This is a genomic window from Enterococcus crotali (assembly GCF_000633635.1).
Classification (GTDB): domain Bacteria; phylum Bacillota; class Bacilli; order Lactobacillales; family Enterococcaceae; genus Enterococcus_L; species Enterococcus_L crotali.
The window spans coordinates 191331-210877 of sequence record NZ_AYPQ01000004.1 but is presented as its reverse complement, the minus strand read 5'-3'; the positions used below and the strand labels follow the sequence as shown (position 1 = coordinate 210877).

Annotated in this window: 22 protein-coding genes and 1 pseudogene; 12 read left to right on the top strand and 11 right to left on the bottom strand. The window is 36.4% G+C overall.

Going from position 1 to position 19547, the window contains the following annotated elements:
* Nucleotides 1-127: 127 nt before the first annotated feature.
* The 3 genes from V192_RS0111270 to V192_RS0111260 all read left to right on the top strand — a co-directional run bounded on the left by V192_RS0111270 (nucleotide 128) and on the right by V192_RS0111260 (nucleotide 1941).
* Complete coding sequence (locus V192_RS0111270) at nucleotides 128-1012, top strand: AraC family transcriptional regulator (RefSeq protein ID WP_025871799.1); 885 nt, start codon at nucleotides 128-130, stop codon at nucleotides 1010-1012.
* A 153-nt stretch (nucleotides 1013-1165) separates the two neighbouring features.
* A complete protein-coding gene (locus V192_RS0111265) occupies nucleotides 1166-1594 on the top strand; it encodes a MerR family transcriptional regulator (RefSeq protein WP_025871797.1) in 429 nt (142 codons plus the stop codon).
* Nucleotides 1591-1941 (top strand): DUF4260 domain-containing protein, encoded by a 351-nt coding sequence (locus tag V192_RS0111260; RefSeq protein ID WP_025871795.1) that lies wholly within the window; start codon nucleotides 1591-1593, stop codon nucleotides 1939-1941. Before V192_RS0111265 ends, V192_RS0111260 begins: the two co-directional genes overlap by 4 nt.
* Before the next feature lie 109 nt (nucleotides 1942-2050).
* Here V192_RS0111260 and V192_RS0111255 read toward each other — a convergent pair whose 3' ends face one another.
* Nucleotides 2051-3529: a lytic polysaccharide monooxygenase gene (locus V192_RS0111255; RefSeq protein WP_025871792.1), complete on the bottom strand. Its 1479-nt coding sequence runs from the start codon at nucleotides 3527-3529 to the stop codon at nucleotides 2051-2053.
* 389 nt (nucleotides 3530-3918) lie between these two features.
* Between V192_RS0111255 and V192_RS0111250 the strand changes: the two genes are divergently transcribed.
* Nucleotides 3919-5382, top strand: coding sequence for an AcpB/EbpR/MafR family transcriptional regulator (locus V192_RS0111250; protein WP_025871790.1), 1464 nt, complete (start codon nucleotides 3919-3921; stop codon nucleotides 5380-5382).
* Between the two features lie 255 nt (nucleotides 5383-5637).
* On the opposite strand, the gene V192_RS0111245 is transcribed toward V192_RS0111250, so the two are convergent.
* Together V192_RS0111245 and V192_RS0111240 are read right to left on the bottom strand one after the other, a co-directional pair.
* Entirely contained in the window at nucleotides 5638-6399 is a 762-nt protein-coding gene (locus tag V192_RS0111245; protein ID WP_025871788.1) for a MurR/RpiR family transcriptional regulator, read from the bottom strand.
* A gap of 16 nt (nucleotides 6400-6415) precedes the next feature.
* The gene (locus V192_RS0111240; RefSeq protein WP_025871786.1) at nucleotides 6416-7192 is read right to left on the bottom strand and encodes a LysR family transcriptional regulator; all 777 of its coding nucleotides are present in this window, start codon (nucleotides 7190-7192) and stop codon (nucleotides 6416-6418) included.
* 115 nt (nucleotides 7193-7307) lie between these two features.
* Between V192_RS0111240 and V192_RS0111235 the strand changes: the two genes are divergently transcribed.
* A complete protein-coding gene (locus V192_RS0111235; protein WP_025871784.1) occupies nucleotides 7308-7847 on the top strand; it encodes a DUF4865 family protein in 540 nt (179 codons plus the stop codon).
* A 110-nt stretch (nucleotides 7848-7957) separates the two neighbouring features.
* On the opposite strand, the gene V192_RS0111230 is transcribed toward V192_RS0111235, so the two are convergent.
* The 3 genes from V192_RS0111230 to V192_RS0111220 form a co-directional block, all read right to left on the bottom strand.
* Nucleotides 7958-8521: a DNA-3-methyladenine glycosylase I gene (locus V192_RS0111230; RefSeq protein WP_025871782.1), complete on the bottom strand. Its 564-nt coding sequence runs from the start codon at nucleotides 8519-8521 to the stop codon at nucleotides 7958-7960.
* Between the two features lie 218 nt (nucleotides 8522-8739).
* On the bottom strand, nucleotides 8740-9438 hold the full coding sequence (locus V192_RS0111225; protein ID WP_025871779.1) for a glucosamine-6-phosphate deaminase: 699 nt from the start codon (nucleotides 9436-9438) through the stop codon (nucleotides 8740-8742).
* 158 nt (nucleotides 9439-9596) lie between these two features.
* Nucleotides 9597-10361 (bottom strand): C39 family peptidase, encoded by a 765-nt coding sequence (locus tag V192_RS0111220; RefSeq protein WP_025871776.1) that lies wholly within the window; start codon nucleotides 10359-10361, stop codon nucleotides 9597-9599.
* A gap of 239 nt (nucleotides 10362-10600) precedes the next feature.
* Here V192_RS0111220 and V192_RS0111215 point away from each other — a divergent pair, with 239 nt between their 5' ends.
* The 6 genes from V192_RS0111215 to V192_RS0111190 all read left to right on the top strand — a co-directional run bounded on the left by V192_RS0111215 (nucleotide 10601) and on the right by V192_RS0111190 (nucleotide 13951).
* Complete coding sequence (locus V192_RS0111215; RefSeq protein WP_025871774.1) at nucleotides 10601-10966, top strand: hypothetical protein; 366 nt, start codon at nucleotides 10601-10603, stop codon at nucleotides 10964-10966.
* Between the two features lie 203 nt (nucleotides 10967-11169).
* The gene (locus V192_RS0111210) at nucleotides 11170-11646 is read left to right on the top strand and encodes a GNAT family N-acetyltransferase (RefSeq protein ID WP_025871772.1); all 477 of its coding nucleotides are present in this window, start codon (nucleotides 11170-11172) and stop codon (nucleotides 11644-11646) included.
* Nucleotides 11647-11749: 103 nt separating this feature from the next.
* Complete coding sequence (locus tag V192_RS0111205) at nucleotides 11750-12214, top strand: hypothetical protein (protein ID WP_025871770.1); 465 nt, start codon at nucleotides 11750-11752, stop codon at nucleotides 12212-12214.
* A 17-nt stretch (nucleotides 12215-12231) separates the two neighbouring features.
* Nucleotides 12232-12615 carry an ACT domain-containing protein gene (locus tag V192_RS0111200; protein ID WP_025871769.1) on the top strand — a complete coding sequence of 128 codons (384 nt, stop codon included), beginning with the start codon at nucleotides 12232-12234 and terminating at the stop codon, nucleotides 12613-12615.
* Nucleotides 12616-12755: 140 nt separating this feature from the next.
* Nucleotides 12756-13493 carry a class I SAM-dependent methyltransferase gene (locus V192_RS0111195; RefSeq protein WP_193363502.1) on the top strand — a complete coding sequence of 246 codons (738 nt, stop codon included), beginning with the start codon at nucleotides 12756-12758 and terminating at the stop codon, nucleotides 13491-13493.
* Nucleotides 13494-13543: 50 nt separating this feature from the next.
* A complete protein-coding gene (locus V192_RS0111190; protein WP_025871764.1) occupies nucleotides 13544-13951 on the top strand; it encodes a DUF1622 domain-containing protein in 408 nt (135 codons plus the stop codon).
* Between the two features lie 74 nt (nucleotides 13952-14025).
* Here V192_RS0111190 and V192_RS0111185 read toward each other — a convergent pair whose 3' ends face one another.
* The 4 genes and pseudogenes from V192_RS0111185 to V192_RS0111170 all read right to left on the bottom strand — a co-directional run bounded on the left by V192_RS0111185 (nucleotide 14026) and on the right by V192_RS0111170 (nucleotide 17664).
* Complete coding sequence (locus V192_RS0111185) at nucleotides 14026-14571, bottom strand: DUF1697 domain-containing protein (protein WP_025871762.1); 546 nt, start codon at nucleotides 14569-14571, stop codon at nucleotides 14026-14028.
* Between the two features lie 96 nt (nucleotides 14572-14667).
* Nucleotides 14668-14910 carry a hypothetical protein gene (locus V192_RS0111180; protein WP_025871760.1) on the bottom strand — a complete coding sequence of 81 codons (243 nt, stop codon included), beginning with the start codon at nucleotides 14908-14910 and terminating at the stop codon, nucleotides 14668-14670.
* Between the two features lie 29 nt (nucleotides 14911-14939).
* Nucleotides 14940-16258: pseudogene (locus V192_RS20005) on the bottom strand (PTS sugar transporter subunit IIC).
* 23 nt (nucleotides 16259-16281) lie between these two features.
* On the bottom strand, nucleotides 16282-17664 hold the full coding sequence (locus tag V192_RS0111170) for a glycoside hydrolase family 1 protein (RefSeq protein WP_025871757.1): 1383 nt from the start codon (nucleotides 17662-17664) through the stop codon (nucleotides 16282-16284).
* 215 nt (nucleotides 17665-17879) lie between these two features.
* Between V192_RS0111170 and V192_RS0111165 the strand changes: the two genes are divergently transcribed.
* Nucleotides 17880-18647 carry a MurR/RpiR family transcriptional regulator gene (locus V192_RS0111165; protein ID WP_025871755.1) on the top strand — a complete coding sequence of 256 codons (768 nt, stop codon included), beginning with the start codon at nucleotides 17880-17882 and terminating at the stop codon, nucleotides 18645-18647.
* 70 nt (nucleotides 18648-18717) lie between these two features.
* On the opposite strand, the gene V192_RS0111160 is transcribed toward V192_RS0111165, so the two are convergent.
* On the bottom strand, nucleotides 18718-19500 hold the full coding sequence (locus V192_RS0111160) for a hypothetical protein (protein WP_025871753.1): 783 nt from the start codon (nucleotides 19498-19500) through the stop codon (nucleotides 18718-18720).
* Between the last annotated feature and the right edge of the window lie 47 nt (nucleotides 19501-19547).

Genomic DNA, 19547 nt, shown 5'->3' with positions numbered 1-19547 from the left:
ATAAACCTTTCACTGCACTTGAAAGTCAAGTATCCAATAAATTTTTCCTTCCACTCTTTTTCGGGCAGAGAAAGTGAGGTACACTTGATTTAATCATTATAAAATGAAATCAGGAGTTGATCATATCATGGAATGGGTTACGAGACTGGAAAATTCATTAGACTACATCGAACAACAATTAACAGACGAAATCGATTTTGACCATTTAGCCACTATCGCCTGCTGCTCTACTTATCACTACCAACGTATTTTCTCTTATATGGTTGGAGTCCCCTTAGCGGTTTATATTCGACGCAGAAAATTATCTTTGGCTGGCGTTGAATTGCAGCAAGGCGAAAAAGTGATCGATGTCGCCGTTAAATACGGGTATGAATCACCAAATTCATTTACCCGTGCGTTTAAAAACCAACACGGAATCACACCTTCTCAGGCTCAACAAGAAGGCAGCCTGCTAACCTCATATCCTAGGATCAAGTTCCACATCACGATCAAAGGAGATGTAGAAATGGAATATCGCATTGAAACAAAGAAAGCTTTTCGGATCATCGGAGCAAAAAAAGCCTTGTCTGCAGACATTGAGGATAACTTTAAGGAAATCCCACTATTTTGGCAGCAAATCGGCATGGACGGTACACTGAATCAATTGATACCATTAATGACTCAAGAACCAAAAGGCGTAATGGGCATCAGTATTGGCTTTGAAGCTGATCCTGCGGACAAAGATGATTTTTCAAACAGCCAAGAAACCTCTTATTATATTGCTGTTGCTAGTGACCAAATCTTACCGGAAATGTTTGAAGAATACACTATACCAGCATTTACGTGGGCCATTTTTTCTGGTCAAGGCGCAATGCCGCACGCCATCCAAGAATTGGAAAAGCAAATTGTCACAGAGTGGCTGCCAAGTTCTGGGTATGAGTACGCTAATGGTCCTGATATCGAACTTTACCTTGACGCTGATCCAAGCAACGCTAGCTTTGAAGTTTGGCTGCCAGTTATCAAATCTAAATAGATTCTATATTATTCTCGAACCCAAGTTGTTGATTATCCAGTCAGCAACTTGGGTTTATTGGTCATAATTTCATTTCTGTTAAACATGACAATTTTATCCTTGACCTTGGAGTTATGTCCAGTGTTATACTAACGATCACAGGAGGGAACATCCATGAAAATAACCACATTCGCCCAACAGTTCAATCTATCAACTGACGCAATTCGCTTCTACGAACGTTCAGGCTTGCTACAACCTAAACGACAAACAAACGGCTATCGAAAATTTACAGAAACGGATCAACGAGACCTATCAATCATCTTAGCCTTAAAAGAGTTGGACTTTTCAATAAAAGAAATCAGTTATGTACTCGAACTAAAAAGACAACCTACTTCCACCCAATGCAACAACGACTCTACCGATTTTTTAAAGAATAAAATCAACTACATTGAACAAAAAATTGCTTTTTACGAAGTATCACACAAGTTATTAGTTAAGCTAAATAACACGATCAAAGATAATAATTATATAGAAAATCAAGCGGAGTTATTCGCTTTGATCGACCAATTGTCCAACTATGGATTAAAGGAGATAAAAACATGACAAACAAAACAATCTTACAAATAGAAAACGGTGCACTCTTCCTTTTAGCACTGACCTTGTATATTAAACTAGGCTTTCCTATTCTCTATTTCTTTCTTTTTCTCTTATTACCAGATGTTACAATGGTGGGATACTTAAAAAATCCAACCGTTGGCGCTAAAATTTATAATGTAGGTCATAATTTGGTTTTCCCAGCCTTACTTAGCTTCATTTATCTATTTACTCATACTTCCCTTTTGTTAGCAATCGCGATTGTATGGTTTGCTCACGTTCTCATGGATCGAACAATGGGTTATGGACTTAAATACCCGGACGAATTTAAACATACACATATTCAAAATCTATAAAAAAGAAGCACCAGATCAGATGCCTTACATCTTCTCTGGTGTCTCTTTATGTTCTATGTCGTTGTTACTTTTTACTTGTTACTATGTCGTTTAAGCAGCGTTCTGTTATTTAAATCAATTCCCAAACGCTTGAGGTTGTCGGCTCGTTGCCTTGTGTCCACCATTTTGCTTTATACGTATTCCCTTGGAAAGTCACTGTATCGCCACCACTATATGCTTTGCTTGTTTCCCAGTTTACCGCTTTATTTGATAGTAGTTTCCAAACATCTGATTGATCTGGACGATCCCCTTTGGTCCACCATTTTGCTTCATACTCTAAATCATCGAAGATCACTTTATCGCCATAGTTATAAACTTTGTCAGCATCCCATGTAGAATGAACACTTGGTGCTTCATTTGTCTTCACAGAAAATGCTGCGCTCGTTTCTGAAACATTACCGCCAACGCTAACGGCTTTCACTGTGTAGTTGTATGTTGTATCCGCTTTTAAGCCAGTATCTTTGAAACTTGTTTTTTCAGTTGTCCCAATTTTTTTGCCATCACGATAGACTTCATAATTTTTAACGCCTAAAAAGTGTGTTGATTTTGTCCACATTAAATCAACTGTATTTTCTGTTGTTCCCATTGAATGAACGTTCGTAGGTGCTGTTGGTTTTTGGTTATCTTCTACTGCTGATGATTGTGTTGTTGCTTTTACTGCAGCACTCTTTTCAGAGATTTTACCATTCGTTCCAACTGCTTCTACTTGGTAAGAGTACGTTGTATTTTCTACTAAGTTCGCATCATTAAATTGTGTACCGCTGATCGTCGTAACTTTTTTGCCATCACGATAAACATTGTATTCTTTTACATTGGCAACTTTATCCCACGTTAATTTAAGCGAAGAAGTTGTGACTTCTGATACTTTGAGATTTGTCGGTTTAGCCGGAGCTTCTTCAACTGGCGGAATGATTTCTCCACTACCGTTTACATTAACATCAATGACATTGTAAAAGGCGTTTGTTGTATCCGCAACATCCCAAACAGCTAAGATCACATGATAGCCTAAACGATTTTCTGGTACAACGATTTGATGTGACTTGTTATTTGAAGCGGCCGACCCATCATGCTTCACTTCACCAAGAAAATCAAAATCAGCTCGCGCTAATGGTTTTTCTGGATTCCAGCCAACTTTTGTCATATAGTAATGCCATTTAGTTGTGCTATGTGGTGCCGTATAGTGCCAAGAAAATGTATTTAATCCTGTTTTGATTTCTTGTTTTGTCCAACGATCAACACCCGTACTGTCCATTACTGAATCTGTAATTTGACCTTTACCACCTTCTGCTGAGGCGATTTTGCCATCTGCCGGCCCTGCTTGAGGAAATCCTTTGTCAAATTCTAGAGATTGCGGATTCGTAATAACCATTCCGTACTTCTCCATAGCGGCTGTCCAGCCCATTGTATTTTTATCTAATGATCCCTGATAACCACGAGCTGCTGGTTTTTCTACATATCCATGCGCATTTGCTTCATCCGCACTAAGTAAACCTGCACCTCCGATTATTACTGTTGATACCAATGCTAATCCTAATAATTTTTTCTTCATAATTCTCCTCCATTCACACGTTTGCCTTCAACTGGCTTAACATTAGTTTAAACGTAATGTAAGAAAAATAAGGGTCATTTATGGTAAAAAAAAAGGCATACTTGATTGAAATGAACAATTGCAGCAAAATAAAAACTATGTATAAACAGCTTGTGCCAATTATCACAATTGTTATTTAAAAAAAGAACTTTAAAAGGTCAAATTTTTCTATTAAAAAGAAAAATTTGGTCTATACATTTAAATTTTTTTCAAAAAAGGAGGTTTTTTTATTCATTGATATATGGACAAAGTAGCTCATTTCAAGTTAGAATAGAAAATAGATTGAAATTTATTTTACAATAAGTTGAACAAATATAAAAAAAACATAAAAAAAAGAAAGCGTTGATACTATGAAAGAAATCCTATCCTCCCGATCTAAACGTCAATTAGAAATAATGGAGCTTTTAGCCGATAGTGATTGGGTCCCTTTTCCTACGGCATCAGAGTCTTTAGGCGTACCTGTCAAAACACTGAAATCAGATATCATTGAATTGGAGACATTGCTGGCACCTGCCACAATCGAATCCTCGAAAAAATACGGCATTCGCTTAACAACTAACTTTGGTTTCTGCAAAACTAGTTTTTACCAAAAATTCATAAAGAATAGTGTTGAATTTCAGTTAATCGAAAAAATTTTCTTACATAATTTTTCTACCATCATTGATTTAGCAGATGATCTTTACATAAGTGTTTCTACAATCAAACGAATTGTTCTTAGGGTAAATCAACTGCTTCAAATGGAAGGTTTTACGATCAATTTAAAAAAGATGCAACTGGTCGGTGATCCACATAGTATTTGTAATTTTATGCAGCACTACTTTTATGAAAAGTACGGGATCGCAGAAAGCCTTTTGACTCCTGCCCAATTGGCTATTTTAGATAAAGTCGGACTTCAAATCGTTAGACAGGCAATTCCTAACAAATCAGATTACAACCAGGACTTTGCTCTATTGAATCGTTTACGTTTTTACATCTATACTGGCATCAATCTATTAAAACACAATAGCGAAAACCAGCTTCATGACATACAAGAAAAAGAGTTTACGATACTCGATGATACATATGCCTGTGATGAATTTTATAGTCAGTTCCATCTGCCTTTATCCGCAGCTAATTTAAATACTTTTTTCCATCTATTTTTTAGTGATCAATATATCGATTCCATCGATACGTTACACGAATTAATAAAGTCTGATCGCAATGCTTATTTAAAATATCAAAAAATTGAGAACCTATTGCTGGAAATTGAAAAGAAAATGGATTGTAAGTGCCAAAATTTTGACGACATTTTCATGCGTCTCTATAATTTAGACTATCAAATACACGGACGGACATTTATTCTTCACAATAAAAATAAAGAGTTTTTAACAAGCATCAAAAATCTCTATGGTCATTTTCCAATCGAGTTGATTCATTCTTTACAAGCGATTTTTTATTCAAATCCTTACAAAGAATATATGATTTATGAAGCGATCTCAATTTTATTTACAAATTGGCCAAACTTACTTGATCGTTTAGAATACTCAAGTCCAACCATGAAAGCTGGTCTGTTATTTAATTCTGGTTTGGATTATATGAATATGCTTTCTGAACGTATCACTTACTATTTGCGGGGACGATTTTCTTGTACTCCTCTGCACATTAATTCGCTAGAAGAACTGGAAAAACAAGCTGGTGACTATGATTGTATTATAACCAATATCCCGGAAATCTATATCAATAATATTCCGATCATCGTGATTCCGCTGATCCCTGATGCTAAGAGTTTTGATAAATTGATGTTAGTTTACGAAGACTACTTTGATAAAAATTGAACTTAGACTTAGATAAGGTCGTAATGAATAGCTTTTCTGCGTCGCCTCACAACAACTGTTTAAACTTGGGACAGCCCTGTAAAATAGAATAAATTGAAAGAGCGCGAGACAAAACTAAGGATCAGTTTTATTTCGCGCTCTAAACTCGGATAAACGGCGAGACAAAAGCAACTCCCTCTTACTGATAGGAGCTAAACACTTTTGTCTCGGCCTTTTTTAATAATAAACAGTGAAAAATACTATTCGAGTAAAAATTTAGTCACCTATAGATAGTTTCGCAAGTAGCTTTTCATAAATCAACGTACTCATCACGTAAAGCATCAATCTTGATCGAAGCTTCTTACGATTACTAGGGCTGCTATAAGTCAATAGAAAGTATGTACTGATTGATTTTAGGCGATTAGCGGACATATTGGTGATTGCAATAATCGTTGTCCCATTACCTTTTGCTTTAATCATGAGTTCATTGATTTCATCCACTTGACCACTCAATGAAAACATAATGATAACATCTTGATTCGTGCTGATTTGGGAAACCCGTTCAATTGAAAATCTATCCAAATAATCGTTGCTCCAAAGATCAATCAATTTTAATTTATGGTTAAACTCAGCGGCTGCTAAAGCACTCGAGCCTGTCCCAACACAAAAAATACGTCTTGCATTGATCAAACAACTGCATATTTCGTCGACTTTTTTTTCATCAATCAACTTCAATGTCGTTAATGTATCTTTTTTTATATTCTCCAAAATCCGAAAAAAGTCAGGTTCTACCGAATCAGCACCCTGTCGTTCTTTTCTTGATAAAACAAACGCATATTTTAATTCATTAAATGTTGCATAATTCAACTTTTTACATGCCCGAATGATCGTAGCATTTGAAACGAATAACTCATCTTTAATATCTTTTAACTTTAAGCGTTCAATATCTTCAAATTTCAAAATAAAATCAATAACTTCCTGTTCGGCTTCTGACAATTTCTCATAGTTTGCATTGATATCTTTATAAATATAACTCATACAAATCAAATCCTCTCTATCTCAAACCGCTGCTCTGCTCTAAAAATAAAAGAACATCTTGCTTATTCCTTTCATTTCCAACGATATAGATAGGAACTTGCTCTTCTATTTCTTCGAAAAGCAACGACTGATTCCGTTCCTCCTGAGAGAAACGCTTGGGTAAAATGGATCGGCCTGCTCCTTTTTTAATCAGGTCGATCATCAAGTAAATAGAATCAACTTCAACAATTTTACATGTCGGCGGATTGATTAAAGACAGCATCATCTTTCTATAAGGACATTCTTTATCTCGGCTGATCAGGTAAACCTCTTGTACACCTGCTGCAGACAGCCAACCAACGGTTTCATTAAGTAAAACGTCTTTGTTAAGAGAAGTCATTTTATTCGTAATGAATAGATCAATTTCTTTTTTTCCATACATCGCTTCTAATCGATCGGTCCTATCAATCTGCAATTCGATCGCAGGTTGATAATTGATCACATCGATCAAATCAAAATAGTTAGAAGCAATTGTTTGGGTACAGCCAATTCTGATCGGTAAATTTTTATAATGCGCTTCGATTTTATCAACGTGGGCTAAAATTACAGTTGCGTACTCCAATAATTTTTCACCCTCTGGAAGCAGTATAACGCCTCGATTCGTCCGTTCAAAAAGACTCACTGTTAGCTCTTGCTCCAGTAACCTAATTCGTTCCGTTATATTGGATTGAGCATATCCCATCACTCTGGCAGCTTCTGACATTGAACCTACAGCTGTTACACATCGAAAGATTCTTAAATCATTCAGTTCCATCTTCCCACCCATTTCTTGCTATCACAATTAGTGATACCATATATCATTTTTTAGTATTATGCAATACTTTTTGAAAAGAATATACTGAGTTTATCAAGAATAGGAGCTGATTCAAATGAATGCCATGCAATATAAAATAATTTTACCAGATGATTATGATATGTCACTGATTAGAAAACGAGTCAAAGAAAATGGAACTAAAACAGATCATTTCCAAGGTCTACTCTTTAAAGCTTATCTTATTTCAGAAAAAGTACAAGGGGCAGTTTCTAATTCATACGCTCCATTGTATGTGTGGAACGATTCTGAAGGAATGAATCAATTTATTTTTGAAGGATTTTACGACAATATCGTTCACGATTTTGGTTGGCAAACCATTCAAATCGGCATTCCTCTAACTTTAAATATAGAAGATCCATTCTCAGATGCCTGCTACTTACTGGAAAAAACTATTGCAATCAAAGAAAGCACATCATTACTGCAGATACCAAAGGAGTTAATCAGTAGGCACGCAACCTTACCAGAAAATAGTGTTGGAAAGCTCATCGTTTATAATCCAGATAAATGGCAAGCAGTAGTCTTTGGATTTTACACTGAAAAACCACACCCACAGGATGCTTCCTTGTATGAAATACTTCATATATCTACTAATTAATAAGAGTCAATGCGAATAGGATAAATCAAAACGGTCATGATTGGAAAGCTTTGATCTATCCTATTCTATTTATAAAATCACTTTTCACTATTTTTTGCTCTAGCAGTTTTTTAGCTCACTTGACTCTTGAAACAATGCTGCAAATGGTCATCTACCATACCTGTTGCTTGCATGAACGCATAAACTGTTGTTGTACCTAAGAACTTAAACCCTTTTTTCTTTAAGTCTTTGCTTATTTTATCAGATAATGCTGTAGAAGCTGGTACATCTTTGATATCTTTCCAGCGATTTTTAATTGGTTTTCCGTCTACATATGCCCAGATAAATCGATCAAAACTACCATATTCCTCTTGAATCTTCATAAACACCTGTGCATTATTGATCGTTGCATTGACTTTCAGCTTGTTTCTAATGATTCCTGGGTCTTCTAGTAAAGAATCGATCTTCTCTTGTGTATATTCAGCAATCTTGACATAGTCAAATTGATCATATGCGCTAGTCAATGTTTCCCTCTTTTTAAGGATCGTTGACCAACTCAATCCTGCTTGCATACTTTCCAGAATCAACATTTCAAATAGCTTCTGGTCCTCATGCTCTGCTGTCCCCCACTCTTCATCGTGGTATTTTTCTTCTAATTCGTTTCCCTTAGCCCAATCACAACGTACTTTTTCCATACTCTACCTCACTCTTATTTGTTTTATATAAGAATAACACGAGAACGTACGTTTGTAAATCTAGTAAAAAAAGAAGCGCCTTAGACATAACTCTATGAGTTACATCCCAGACACTTGAACTTTCAATATACGGTAGGAGTAATTCCTTCTTATTTATTGCGTAGTCTCTACTTGGTTCCCGTAGTTAGACACTCCTACCACAGCTTCATCTTACTATCTTATTTTTCTAATTTACTTGCAGCCTCTTCATCCAAAATAACCGTCAAGTTCGGATGAAGCTGTAAAATAGACGCTGGATATTCTTCTGTTATCGGCCCTTGCAATACATTTTTTACCATTTCAGCTTTTTTCTCACCATTAACGATCAAAATCAAATGTTTCACTCGCATCACACTAACTGGTCCCATCGTAACAAATTCCAGACCCTTTTCCATCATATCTGGTACAAACCATGGCTCTTCCCCAGTGACTTTTATCTTATACGTTAAATTTTCAAAACTTGTTGTTGTCGGCATATTCCCACAGAAGTGTCCGTCTCCGCCCAAACCGATCAACATCGCATCTAAGCCGCCATCTATTGCCAAACGTTTGTCTTGCTCAGCATAATTTTCCACAGTTAATGGATGAATATTGGCTTCATTGATATTAGCAGGCGTTAAGTATAATTTTCGCAAATCAGTGATCGTTATCCCTTCCGCTTGATTTGCTACAGGAATTTCATCAAAATTATAATAATGAACATTTGCATAATCAGGTGAATCTTTTACGATCTCCACCAATTTTTTATAAACACCAACAGGAGTATTGCCTGCTGTAATCGATAAATTGACACGTTTATCCTGACTCATATGACCGAATAAAATATTTTTAGTTGTTTCACTCATTGCTTCAAAGTTTTTTTCAATAATAATTTTCATCTGGTTCACTCCACTTCCTTTTTATACTATAATTGTATACTGTGGGAACCATCCCATGTCAATACGTTTGAAGCAAATAATTAAAACGTTTTCTTTTCGTCAAGCAACAAAAAAAGCCGACCTCAAATAAAGGTCAGCTTTGCTCACTTTTTCTCCGCTTACTTATATATCGCCCAAAAGTTCGCTGCTTCATTCATTAACTCCTCGGCAGTAAACTCTTTTTTCGAATGCCCTTTTGTCTCAGAGTCATTCGGATCATTCACCCAGAATTTCCCATTATTTGTACCGCTAAGTACCATAATATGTCCTGTTTCCGTAAATAAACCAGGATTCACCGAGATGATCACAGGATGTTTTTGTTTTAGATGTTCTTCTACAGCAGCGATATTTGTTTCAAGGTCTTCAAATTGATAGCCCTTTACCGTAGCAAAATCAGAGAACACTGACCACGCAGTTCCTTCACCTTCTACAAAGTAATCATTGTTTGACCAGTTAAGGATATCCTGTGGTGTATAGGTTTGATTATCCAAGTAAGAGGATACCATCGCTAAAGAAAGGATCGCACAGCCATTGATTTCTAAGGTATTGCCATCTGGATTCCCTGTACCATATGGTGTTGCTTTCCACCTTTCATCCGTTTGCAACAATAGGTTGATTGGCATTCTGTTTGTAAACTTGCTTTGGCTCATATCTTGATTGATCTGTTCCGTATAGGTCAGCTTTTTAACTTTTTCTGGCTCTTTTTTACTTTCACTTGTTTCAGCTATTTTTACTTCATCGGCCTTTCCATCATCGAATAATGCTGAAAAACCATGGCCTTCTTCCATCGGGGCTATTTTTGCTAAAAGTGCTCCTGCAAATGTTGTTACTACTAATAATGCTATAATATACATGCTAGATTTTTTTGTTTGTTTTTGTTTCATTGGTATCTCCCTCTTTAAGTTGAAAGCTTTTGTCGATCTTCACTTTCAAATTCATTACTTAGATAGTAATCGGTACTTCTTATATTACTGAATCTAACAAAAAAAGCAAGTAGGAATAATTATTTATACATTTATTACGAACATATTTTCTTGAACTATTCTTCTTTTTTAGGTAGAATGATAGTATCTGATTGTTCAGAGTCTGATAGTAACAGTAAATTCGTGAAGGAGGTAGAAGAATGGATAATGACCACAAATCAACAATGAAAAGCATTTCAAAATTGATCAGCCAATCTTCCCAAAGTTTCTTTTCGGCATTTTTAGAGGACTCTAAAGATAAGCAGAGTAAGAATAAAGAGCGTGAAGAAATTCTTAACAAATTACAAGTTGCCTCCGCTCAAAAAAGTTTAGTTGTTCTACAATTAAAAGAAGTGCCGACTTCTCAAAAATTTGAAACAGTTTCTGGATGGATCGTTTCCAAAAGTATAGGCGATTCAATTATGCTAAGGTTGCAAGAAGACAGTCAACAAATCCGGATGATCACTGTTGAACATATAAAAAAAGTAAGTACTTTATCTAAAAATGATAAACGACTTATTCAATAAAAAGGCGAGATTGGGATAGAAGCATCCCCGTTTATCTGTCTTTTAGGGAACTGAGCCATGACTCTTTGAGTTATTGGCTCAGTTCCCTTTTTTATCTAAACATGGACACTTATTATGGTCTACTCGATAGGAATTTTGCCAATTTTGCACTATGTTTCACTTAATCTATGCTACTATTAATTTAAAAAGGAGAAGTTACTACGATGAATCACTTGATCAAACAGCTCTCAGGAACAAATGAGTCCGAGCTTAAAGAGGCCCTTGCACTTACCAAAGACGTTTTCCAGGAATTTGAAGCACCTGACTACTCTAATGAAGGCATCGAACATTTTAATCAATTTATCTCTTTTGATACCATCAATCAGCAAATAGCTAAGCACGAATTAATGATCTGGGCCTATTTTTCCGATAGAACAAACCTAACAGGAATGATTGCATTACGCTTACCAAATCACCTATCCTTGCTTTTTGTAGACAAAAGCTTTCATAGACAAGGGATCGCCCGTCAGCTGCTGGAAACGGTAATTACCTATTGCCAAACCGTCCACAAGGTTACTGAACTAACCGTGAACTCTTCCCCGTATGCTTTTAATGCTTATAAACATCTCGGTTTTATTCCAACAGATGATCAACAAGAAATTGATGGGATTATTTTCACTCCAATGAAAATAATACTGTAAAGCCACTGCACAAGAACTCTCAAACAAGTTATACTATATATATCATTGTTTTGTTATTTTCCCAACGCACATATACACGTGAAACAAGGTAGGAGGAGACGTCATGTATCTAGCAATGTATGATGACACACACCAAACACATATCGATAATTATTGCTTATCAGAAAGAAAACTTCGCTACGTCCGTGAACCAAAAATAGCGCTAGCTTTAACTAAAAGAGACCCTAAGCGTCATGCTGTTCTTGTATTTGAAGGCGAGTATTTAGTTGCATTCATGACATTTTATGAAACAAAAAATGATATTTCCTACTCTGATAATAAAAAAAGCTTATTAGTGCAGGATCTTTCAACTGATTACCGACATTTAAGGAACGGCTATGTCAAACAGGCTGTCCAATTACTACCGGACTTCATTCGCCAACATTTTACAACGATCGAGCAGCTTATAATCGTTGTGAATGAAGACAAAGCATTCACACAAGCCTTGCGCATAGACGCCGGTTTTAAAGATACTGGAAATGACTCACTTACCCACGGTTCCCAAGTGTATTTACAGATCCCAATTTGATTTATGGAGGACACACTATGCAATTAAAGCTACTAGACAAAATAAATTATACTATCATGAAATTTCCAGCTCATTCCGAAATTCCTACATTATTTCATGAGATAAAAGCATTCAAAAGTATCACCTATACAGAAGACGAGTGTTCCATCATTGCACCGACGAACACATTGCCGACAGAGCAAGCTATTTCTGTTGATGAGGATTGGGTCATTATTCAAATCGTTGGCGAATTAGATTTTTCTTTAGTAGGTATTTTAACTCAATTGGCCAATCCATTAGCTGAAAATCAGATTTCAATTTTTGCTTTATCTACTTATAACACAGACTATCTTTTAATAAAAAATAAAGATAAAGAAAAAGCCAGTCTTGTTCTAAGCAATCATGGTCACACTTTTCTGTAAATCCCTTGAAAGTGATTCTTTGACCTAACCGTTTTATATAACTCCCAATTACTTGTTTAAATGCTCTTTTATGGGTATTCTCCCAACAATCTGATACAATAAAAAAGACAGAAAGTACGTTCCTTAAAAGGAGATTAATGATGAAAAACGAATATGATAACCCTAACTTTTTCGAGGCATACAGCCAAATGGATCGTTCTAAAAAAGGGCTTGAAGCAGCTGGTGAATGGCATGAGCTAAAGAAACTATTACCTGACTTTAAAGGAAAAACCGTTTTAGATCTCGGTTGCGGCTACGGTTGGCATTGTCGTTACGCCGTTGAAAATGGTGCTGAAAAGGTCATTGGAATCGATTTATCTGAAAAAATGATCGAGAAAGCCAAAGACATGACAGATTCTCCAAAAATTAGTTATCATTTAATGGGCATGGAAGAAATTGACGGCTTAGGAGAAACCTTTGATATTGTTATCAGTTCGTTGGCGCTTCATTACGTTCCTTCATTTGACGAAATCGCTAAAAAGGTCAATCATTGCTTAAATGCTGGCGGTGTTTTTGTCTTTTCAACAGAGCATCCGATTTTTACAGCACAAGGAACCGAAGACTGGATCTATGATCAAAAAGGTGAACCCATCTATTGGCCAGTGGATCGCTACTTTGATGAAAGTATTCGCGAAACAATGTTCTTAGGTGAGACAGTGATGAAATATCATAAAACCTTAACGACCTATTTAGATGGACTATTAACAAACGGCTTTCAAATTACCCGCTTAGTAGAACCAATGCCTGCGCCAGAACTGTTGGAAGCAAGTGCTGAAATGCGTCAGGAACTTCGCCGACCAATGATGTTGTTAGTGGCTGCAAAAAAATCAATCCCGTAAAATAAATACTTGGTAAAACCACTAAAGTAACGCAAAAGGAGGTAGACTAGATGCATGATTTAGCCCAAAACATCATGGACAACCTGATTCCGTTTTTTGATCTCTTCATTTTAGCGTTGAATATTTTTTCCATTGTTGTTTTGATTTGGGGCGTTATTATGGCTGGCATCGATTTTTTGAAAAGTGAGCGTACGGATCGAAATCGTGTTGTCATGGCTCGACAGAATAATTTTATTAAAAGTTTTTTAGGTAGCTATATTCTACTAAGTTTGGAAATTCTGATTGCCGCAGATATCATTGAATCAATCATTAAGCCGACCTTTCAAGATATTTTAAAACTAGCGATTCTAGTCGTGATTCGAACGGTGATCTCTTATTTCTTGCATAAAGAAATTGAGGATGCATTGAAAGATAAAGAAAATGAAATAGACATGAAAAAAGACCCGAAACAAAACTAATAATCAGTTTTGCTTCGGGTTTCTTATTTTTGATAAACAATAATAAAAATGATGTAGACTTAAAACTAAAGTAATCAAGCCTTCGCCAACTCAACAAGTTTCTTGACTGTATTGGCATTTCTGACCGTCACTTTATTATTTACCGATGAACTTGCAAGTTTAGACCATCTGGCTTTAGAAAAATTCTTCAGATTAGCCGACCAAAATATAACATTATTATAAAAATGTATTTTCTCATATTCTGGTTTGGGTTCTCCCATTACTTGAACTACTTCTGCTACAGTAGTCGGAGAAACCATAAAAATTGTATTGTGGTAGACTTCTTTATTATCCGTATTCCACCAGTCAGGTGCATTGTTGAAAGTATCTTGCAGTTCTTCTGAAGTTACGACGACTACGGGTATCTCCAACTGAAAAGTATCTTGTATCGCTTTTTTTATTTCTGTCACTAGCTCTTCTTTGTCTGCACGCGCACTATTAAAGAGCACATTTCCGCTATTGATATAGGTAGAAACATTAGAAAAACCAAGTTCTTCAAAAATTATTTTTAATTGTGGCATGGGTATCTTATTTTTCCCACTTACATTGATCCCTCTTAACAATGATATATATCTATTCATCTTAAGTACATTCTCCTTGGTTATTATATCCTCATTCTACCATATCAAAGGAATCAGACCAGCCACTTCGTAAATAAACATTTTCCTCCCACTTTTTTACCCTAACCGTTGGCTAGCTATTTGATGCGTGTATTTGATTTGAAGCATGGTTGCGCACACCAAAGTTGTGCCGATAACTGGAAATAGCGAACCGATCCAAGTACTTACTACAATCGCAATCCCATTGAGTAAAATAGCGCCCAGAATCAATTGCCACAGTTTATTTTTAAGTAACCATTGATTTTCTTTCAATAAATAATGTGTAGCAACTATAATCGCGCCACTCATAACATAAATCATCGCTTCTCCCTCCAATCCTTGCGTCAAACCTATTCACTTACAGCAACTGACTCTTCTTGTTCAACCTGTTGTTCTTGCTCTATTTGAATTTTTTCAAACATCTTGAAGAACGGGTAATAAATGGCCAAAGATACGGCAAAACAGACAAAAACCATCACACACGCTACCCAGTTCCAATTAGAGGTAATCAACGCTCCTAAAGGTGCTGGAATCGAAAACGGCGGCTTCACCATCATTTTAGGCATCCAGCAAGAGCAGTCACAATATAAACCAAAATCGTATTCACGATCGGCACCGTGATAAACGGAATTGCCAGTAATGGATTCATCACGATCGGTGTTCCGAAAATCACTGGCTCATTGATATTGAAAATCCCTGGTAAAATCGATAATTTACCTAACTGTTTCAAATATTTTGATTTAGAGAACAAGAATAAGAAAACAAGTGCTAACGTTGCGCCAGTTCCGCCCATTTGCGCATACCATTGATAAAATTGTTCTGTAAAAATATTGGGTAACTGAAACGCACTCGTCCCATTTTGGAATAACTCTGCGTTTTCGATGATTGCTTGATCCCAAAACGGACGAATGATCGGTCCTAAAACAGCATGCCCATGAATCCCAAGGGCCCAGAATAAACAAATCATAAATTGAGTGATAATACCGCCAAAAATATTATTGCCTGTCAAAAAGACTTTCAAAGGTGAAATCGCCACACTTAATAGATCATTTAAATTAACGTTAAAGAAGTGACGTGGGATCCAGAAAACCAAAATCACTAACAACGTTGGGAGTAATGCGGCAAATGATTCCCCAACTACAGGAGGAACCCCTTCTGGCATCTTGATTTCCAGCTTCTTTTCCTTCGTAAAACGATAAATCTCAACGGAAATCAGCGCTGCAACGATTGCACCAAACAACCCTTGCGAACCAAGTGGAGTAATTGGGATATAACGACCGCTTGTTACAGCATTTCCGGCGACGTCTACCCCTTCTTGAAGATTGACTGGCATAACCATCAAAAGCGTCGCCAGCATCGAAAGAAAGCCACTTGTGATCTTATCTAATTTATACGTATTACCAAGAAATGAACCGATCGTAAATGCTGCATACAACGACATCAACCCAACCGTAAACCGAAACGGGACATCTAATGCTGCTAAATAAGGCGCAATCATTTCAGAATATCCGGGAATTGGCAGATTCAGCAAAATCGTGAAAAATGAGCCAACGATCGTTAAGGGTAAAATCGAGATCAGACCATTTCTAATCGCTTGTAAATGCCTCTGATTACCGATCGCATTTGCAATCGGTAATAGCTTCATCGCTAAATTATCCAGTGTTTTCATCATAAAAATCACTCATCCTTCCTTTAATCAAAGCCATTATTTTCAATCAACTCTTTAAACCATAAACCAGATTTTTTGACTGTCTTTGCTCCTGTCTCAAGATCTAACCGATAAAAACCATAACGGTTTTTATACGCATTTCCCCATGACCAACAATCTACAAACGTCCACATATGATAGCCTAAACAGTTACTTCCTTCACTCATTGCTTGATTTAAATACGTCAAATGCTCTTTCAAAAAGTCGATACGATAGTCATCCTGCACCAATCCATCTTTAATAAATGCTTCTTCGCCTTCGATTCCAATACCGTTTTCAGAAACAAACCAATCAATATTTCCATATTCTGTCTGAATTTTTTTCGCAATATCATACATTCCTTTAGGGTAAATTTCAATCCCTCGAGAAGTGTTCATGCGCCTACCTGGCATTACATATTCATCAAAGAACCATTCCGGTGAAAAAACACCTTGCGGATTAGGCACACACTCTTTGGCCTTGACTCTTCTTGGGCGATAATAATTGATTCCTAATAAATCAATGCTTGTTGCAGCAATCAATTTTAGATCAGCATCCGTTACTTCTGGCAATTGATCATATTCTGTCAAAACAGCCTTTAAGCGTTCTGGATACTTTCCTTTCAAAATAGCATCATTGACACTTTTTGTATAAAACAAATCTGCCATTTCAGCTGCATAGAGGTCTGCGGGATTTTGACTGCGCGGATAAACAGGAATCACATCCATGATGATTCCGATTTTTCCTGACAAATTCATCTCACGATAGACACCGACCGCTTCGCAATGAGCCAAAATAATATGGTGTAAGACAGTGGCTGCTCGTTTAAAATCAACAACATATGGATAATGACGATCATGCAGATAGCCTGCTTCTGCTGGAATCATCGGCTCATTGAAGGTAAACCAATACTTTACTCGATCCCCAAATAACTCAAAACATGTTTTTGCATATTGTTTGTAAGCCTCGATCACTTCTTTATTCTCAAATCCTCCTTTCTCTTGAAGCACCATTGGCATATCAAAATGATACAAATTGATAAACGGCTCTACACCTTTAGCAATCAATTCATCGATCATATTATTGTAAAAAGCGACCGCTTCTGGGTTGACTGCCCCTGTACCATTTGGTATCAAACGTGACCATGATACCGATGTACGAAATGAGTTAAAAGAAATATCCTGCATTTTTTGAATATCCTGTTTATAATCGCGATAAAATAAAGAAGTATCTGCTGTCGTAACTCCTTCATAAAAGCGATGATTGTATTCTTTTGACGCATAATCCCAGATATTTTCCCCTTTGCCATCTCCTATTTGTCGCCCTTCCGCTTGCGTTGCACTTGAGGCCGCTCCCCAGAAAAAAGTCTTTGGAAATGTTCTATTCATCAATCGTTCCTCCACTTCTTAAATTACAATCAAATACTAGCAGACATAAAATCTTTCTTGCCCAACTCTCTTGCAGATTGCGCTTTCACAATCTATAATTGGAGTATAGCATTGATTATAATGTTTTGTTATGCGCTTTCATTCCTTTGTGATAAGTGACGTCTTTTGTCATTTCTCACAATTTTGTCACAGTTTGTAACCACAAGGAGGACACTATGCTTTTTTTAGACTATGTTCCTGATTTAAATCCTTTAGAGTATGAGATTTATCACTATATCGCCAACCATTTGAAAATCGTCACTTACATGCGAATCCGAGATTTAGCAGATGAAACGCACACCAGCACTGCCAGTATTTTACGTTTTTGTCACAAATTTGAATGCAATGGTTTTTCTGAATTTAAAGTCAAGCTTCAGTTATATTATGATTCTATTAATCAAGCGCAAATCGCAGATGTAGATGAAACACAACATATTCACTTTCTAGAACGAATCAACGAACCTTTCCTTGATAATAAAATCAAACAAGCGGTTGAGCTATTGTCAGATAAAGGATTGGTCTTGTTTCTCGGCTCTGGTTCCTCTGAACCCATTGCAGCTTATGGTTCGCTTTATTTTACTAATTTATCTCAAACCGCCTTACGCATTGAAGATCCTTCGAACTACCCGATCGAATGGTTTCCAGATGATATATTGGCTCGAACTTGTGTCATCGCGCTATCTGTCACCGGTGAAACCAAAGAAATCATCCATTATATCAAGCGATTAAATACAAAAAAATGCTCGATCATTTCGATTACCAACAGTGATAGCTCTACCATCAGCCGTATGTCCGACCTAAATATTCCTTATACCATCAATCGGGAGACCATCTATAAAACAAGTGATAATCATGACAAAACGATCGAACTGACCTCACAACTGCCAGCACTTTTTCTCATTGAAAAAATTGCCAAGCGCTTAAGATTACAGAAAAATATTTAGACATAAAAAAACCAACTGACTGATCGATAACGCTACGAGTTACCGATCAGTCAGTTGGTTTTTTATTCTTTTATGCATGTCTTGGTAAATCAGTAAAGCCAAATTCATCTTCCTGAATCAAACGCCATGTTCGCTTGGCTGTATTATAAATCAAAATCGCAATCACTGGTTCATTTCGATAAGCGAAGTTTTTCGTCTTCCACAAAGAATCTTCCACAACGTGAATTGGGATATGGTATTCTTTGCCTTTAATGTCCATCTGATCAAAACAAAAAACAACGCCTTCTTGTAAAATCGGCTTCATTTCTTTTAACAGCTCTCCATCCAGCTTCTCAACTGGGATCCCTCTTTTGAAGAATGTTTTCCGATCATTGACTTTCTCTAAAATCACACGGGTTATTTTATCTGCCAAAATCCGATAAAACTCGTCAATATAGCGATAATAAACACGTGTCATATGATCGACAAACTCAAAAAAGACGAAATCATTTTGTAATTTATAAAAGAAGGGCGAATGTAAACTTGTTTTCATATGGCCAAAATAAAGCAATTCTGAAATTTCCAGTGGCGTTAACTCTTTGAGCATCGTAACATCTGAAAAATCGATCCATTTGATTTCTTCATTTGTTTTACGACGTTCAGCTGTGGAAAAATATTGATCCACATTTTCTTGTCCACGAATAATTTTTAAACCGCTGTGCATATCGTATTCCCCTTCTTCAGCAGAAGGGTTCAGTAATAGCAAATTTTTAGGGTGATGAACAATGGAGCGCGTAAAGTCTGTATGTGTGATCCCTTTTGATAATACTGCATTACTTGTCATATCAATATGTACATAAATCAAATCCAACATTTGTTCCATCACCCCCATTAATTGTCTTCTACTACATTCTACAATAT

Bases quoted from the DNA above. Each gene is read 5' to 3' on its own strand.
- V192_RS0111270 (WP_025871799.1), top strand. From the start codon at position 128: ATGGAATGGGTTACGAGACTGGAAAATTCATTAGACTACATCGAACAA.
- V192_RS0111265 (WP_025871797.1), top strand. From the start codon at position 1,166: ATGAAAATAACCACATTCGCCCAACAGTTCAATCTATCAACTGACGCA.
- V192_RS0111260 (WP_025871795.1), top strand. From the start codon at position 1,591: ATGACAAACAAAACAATCTTACAAATAGAAAACGGTGCACTCTTCCTT.
- V192_RS0111255 (WP_025871792.1), bottom strand. From the start codon at position 3,529: ATGAAGAAAAAATTATTAGGATTAGCATTGGTATCAACAGTAATAATC.
- V192_RS0111250 (WP_025871790.1), top strand. From the start codon at position 3,919: ATGAAAGAAATCCTATCCTCCCGATCTAAACGTCAATTAGAAATAATG.
- V192_RS0111245 (WP_025871788.1), bottom strand. From the start codon at position 6,399: ATGAGTTATATTTATAAAGATATCAATGCAAACTATGAGAAATTGTCA.
- V192_RS0111240 (WP_025871786.1), bottom strand. From the start codon at position 7,192: ATGGAACTGAATGATTTAAGAATCTTTCGATGTGTAACAGCTGTAGGT.
- V192_RS0111235 (WP_025871784.1), top strand. From the start codon at position 7,308: ATGAATGCCATGCAATATAAAATAATTTTACCAGATGATTATGATATG.
- V192_RS0111230 (WP_025871782.1), bottom strand. From the start codon at position 8,521: ATGGAAAAAGTACGTTGTGATTGGGCTAAGGGAAACGAATTAGAAGAA.
- V192_RS0111225 (WP_025871779.1), bottom strand. From the start codon at position 9,438: ATGAAAATTATTATTGAAAAAAACTTTGAAGCAATGAGTGAAACAACT.
- V192_RS0111220 (WP_025871776.1), bottom strand. From the start codon at position 10,361: ATGAAACAAAAACAAACAAAAAAATCTAGCATGTATATTATAGCATTA.
- V192_RS0111215 (WP_025871774.1), top strand. From the start codon at position 10,601: ATGGATAATGACCACAAATCAACAATGAAAAGCATTTCAAAATTGATC.
- V192_RS0111210 (WP_025871772.1), top strand. From the start codon at position 11,170: ATGAATCACTTGATCAAACAGCTCTCAGGAACAAATGAGTCCGAGCTT.
- V192_RS0111205 (WP_025871770.1), top strand. From the start codon at position 11,750: ATGTATCTAGCAATGTATGATGACACACACCAAACACATATCGATAAT.
- V192_RS0111200 (WP_025871769.1), top strand. From the start codon at position 12,232: ATGCAATTAAAGCTACTAGACAAAATAAATTATACTATCATGAAATTT.
- V192_RS0111195 (WP_193363502.1), top strand. From the start codon at position 12,756: ATGAAAAACGAATATGATAACCCTAACTTTTTCGAGGCATACAGCCAA.
- V192_RS0111190 (WP_025871764.1), top strand. From the start codon at position 13,544: ATGCATGATTTAGCCCAAAACATCATGGACAACCTGATTCCGTTTTTT.
- V192_RS0111185 (WP_025871762.1), bottom strand. From the start codon at position 14,571: ATGAATAGATATATATCATTGTTAAGAGGGATCAATGTAAGTGGGAAA.
- V192_RS0111180 (WP_025871760.1), bottom strand. From the start codon at position 14,910: ATGATTTATGTTATGAGTGGCGCGATTATAGTTGCTACACATTATTTA.
- V192_RS0111170 (WP_025871757.1), bottom strand. From the start codon at position 17,664: ATGAATAGAACATTTCCAAAGACTTTTTTCTGGGGAGCGGCCTCAAGT.
- V192_RS0111165 (WP_025871755.1), top strand. From the start codon at position 17,880: ATGCTTTTTTTAGACTATGTTCCTGATTTAAATCCTTTAGAGTATGAG.
- V192_RS0111160 (WP_025871753.1), bottom strand. From the start codon at position 19,500: ATGTTGGATTTGATTTATGTACATATTGATATGACAAGTAATGCAGTA.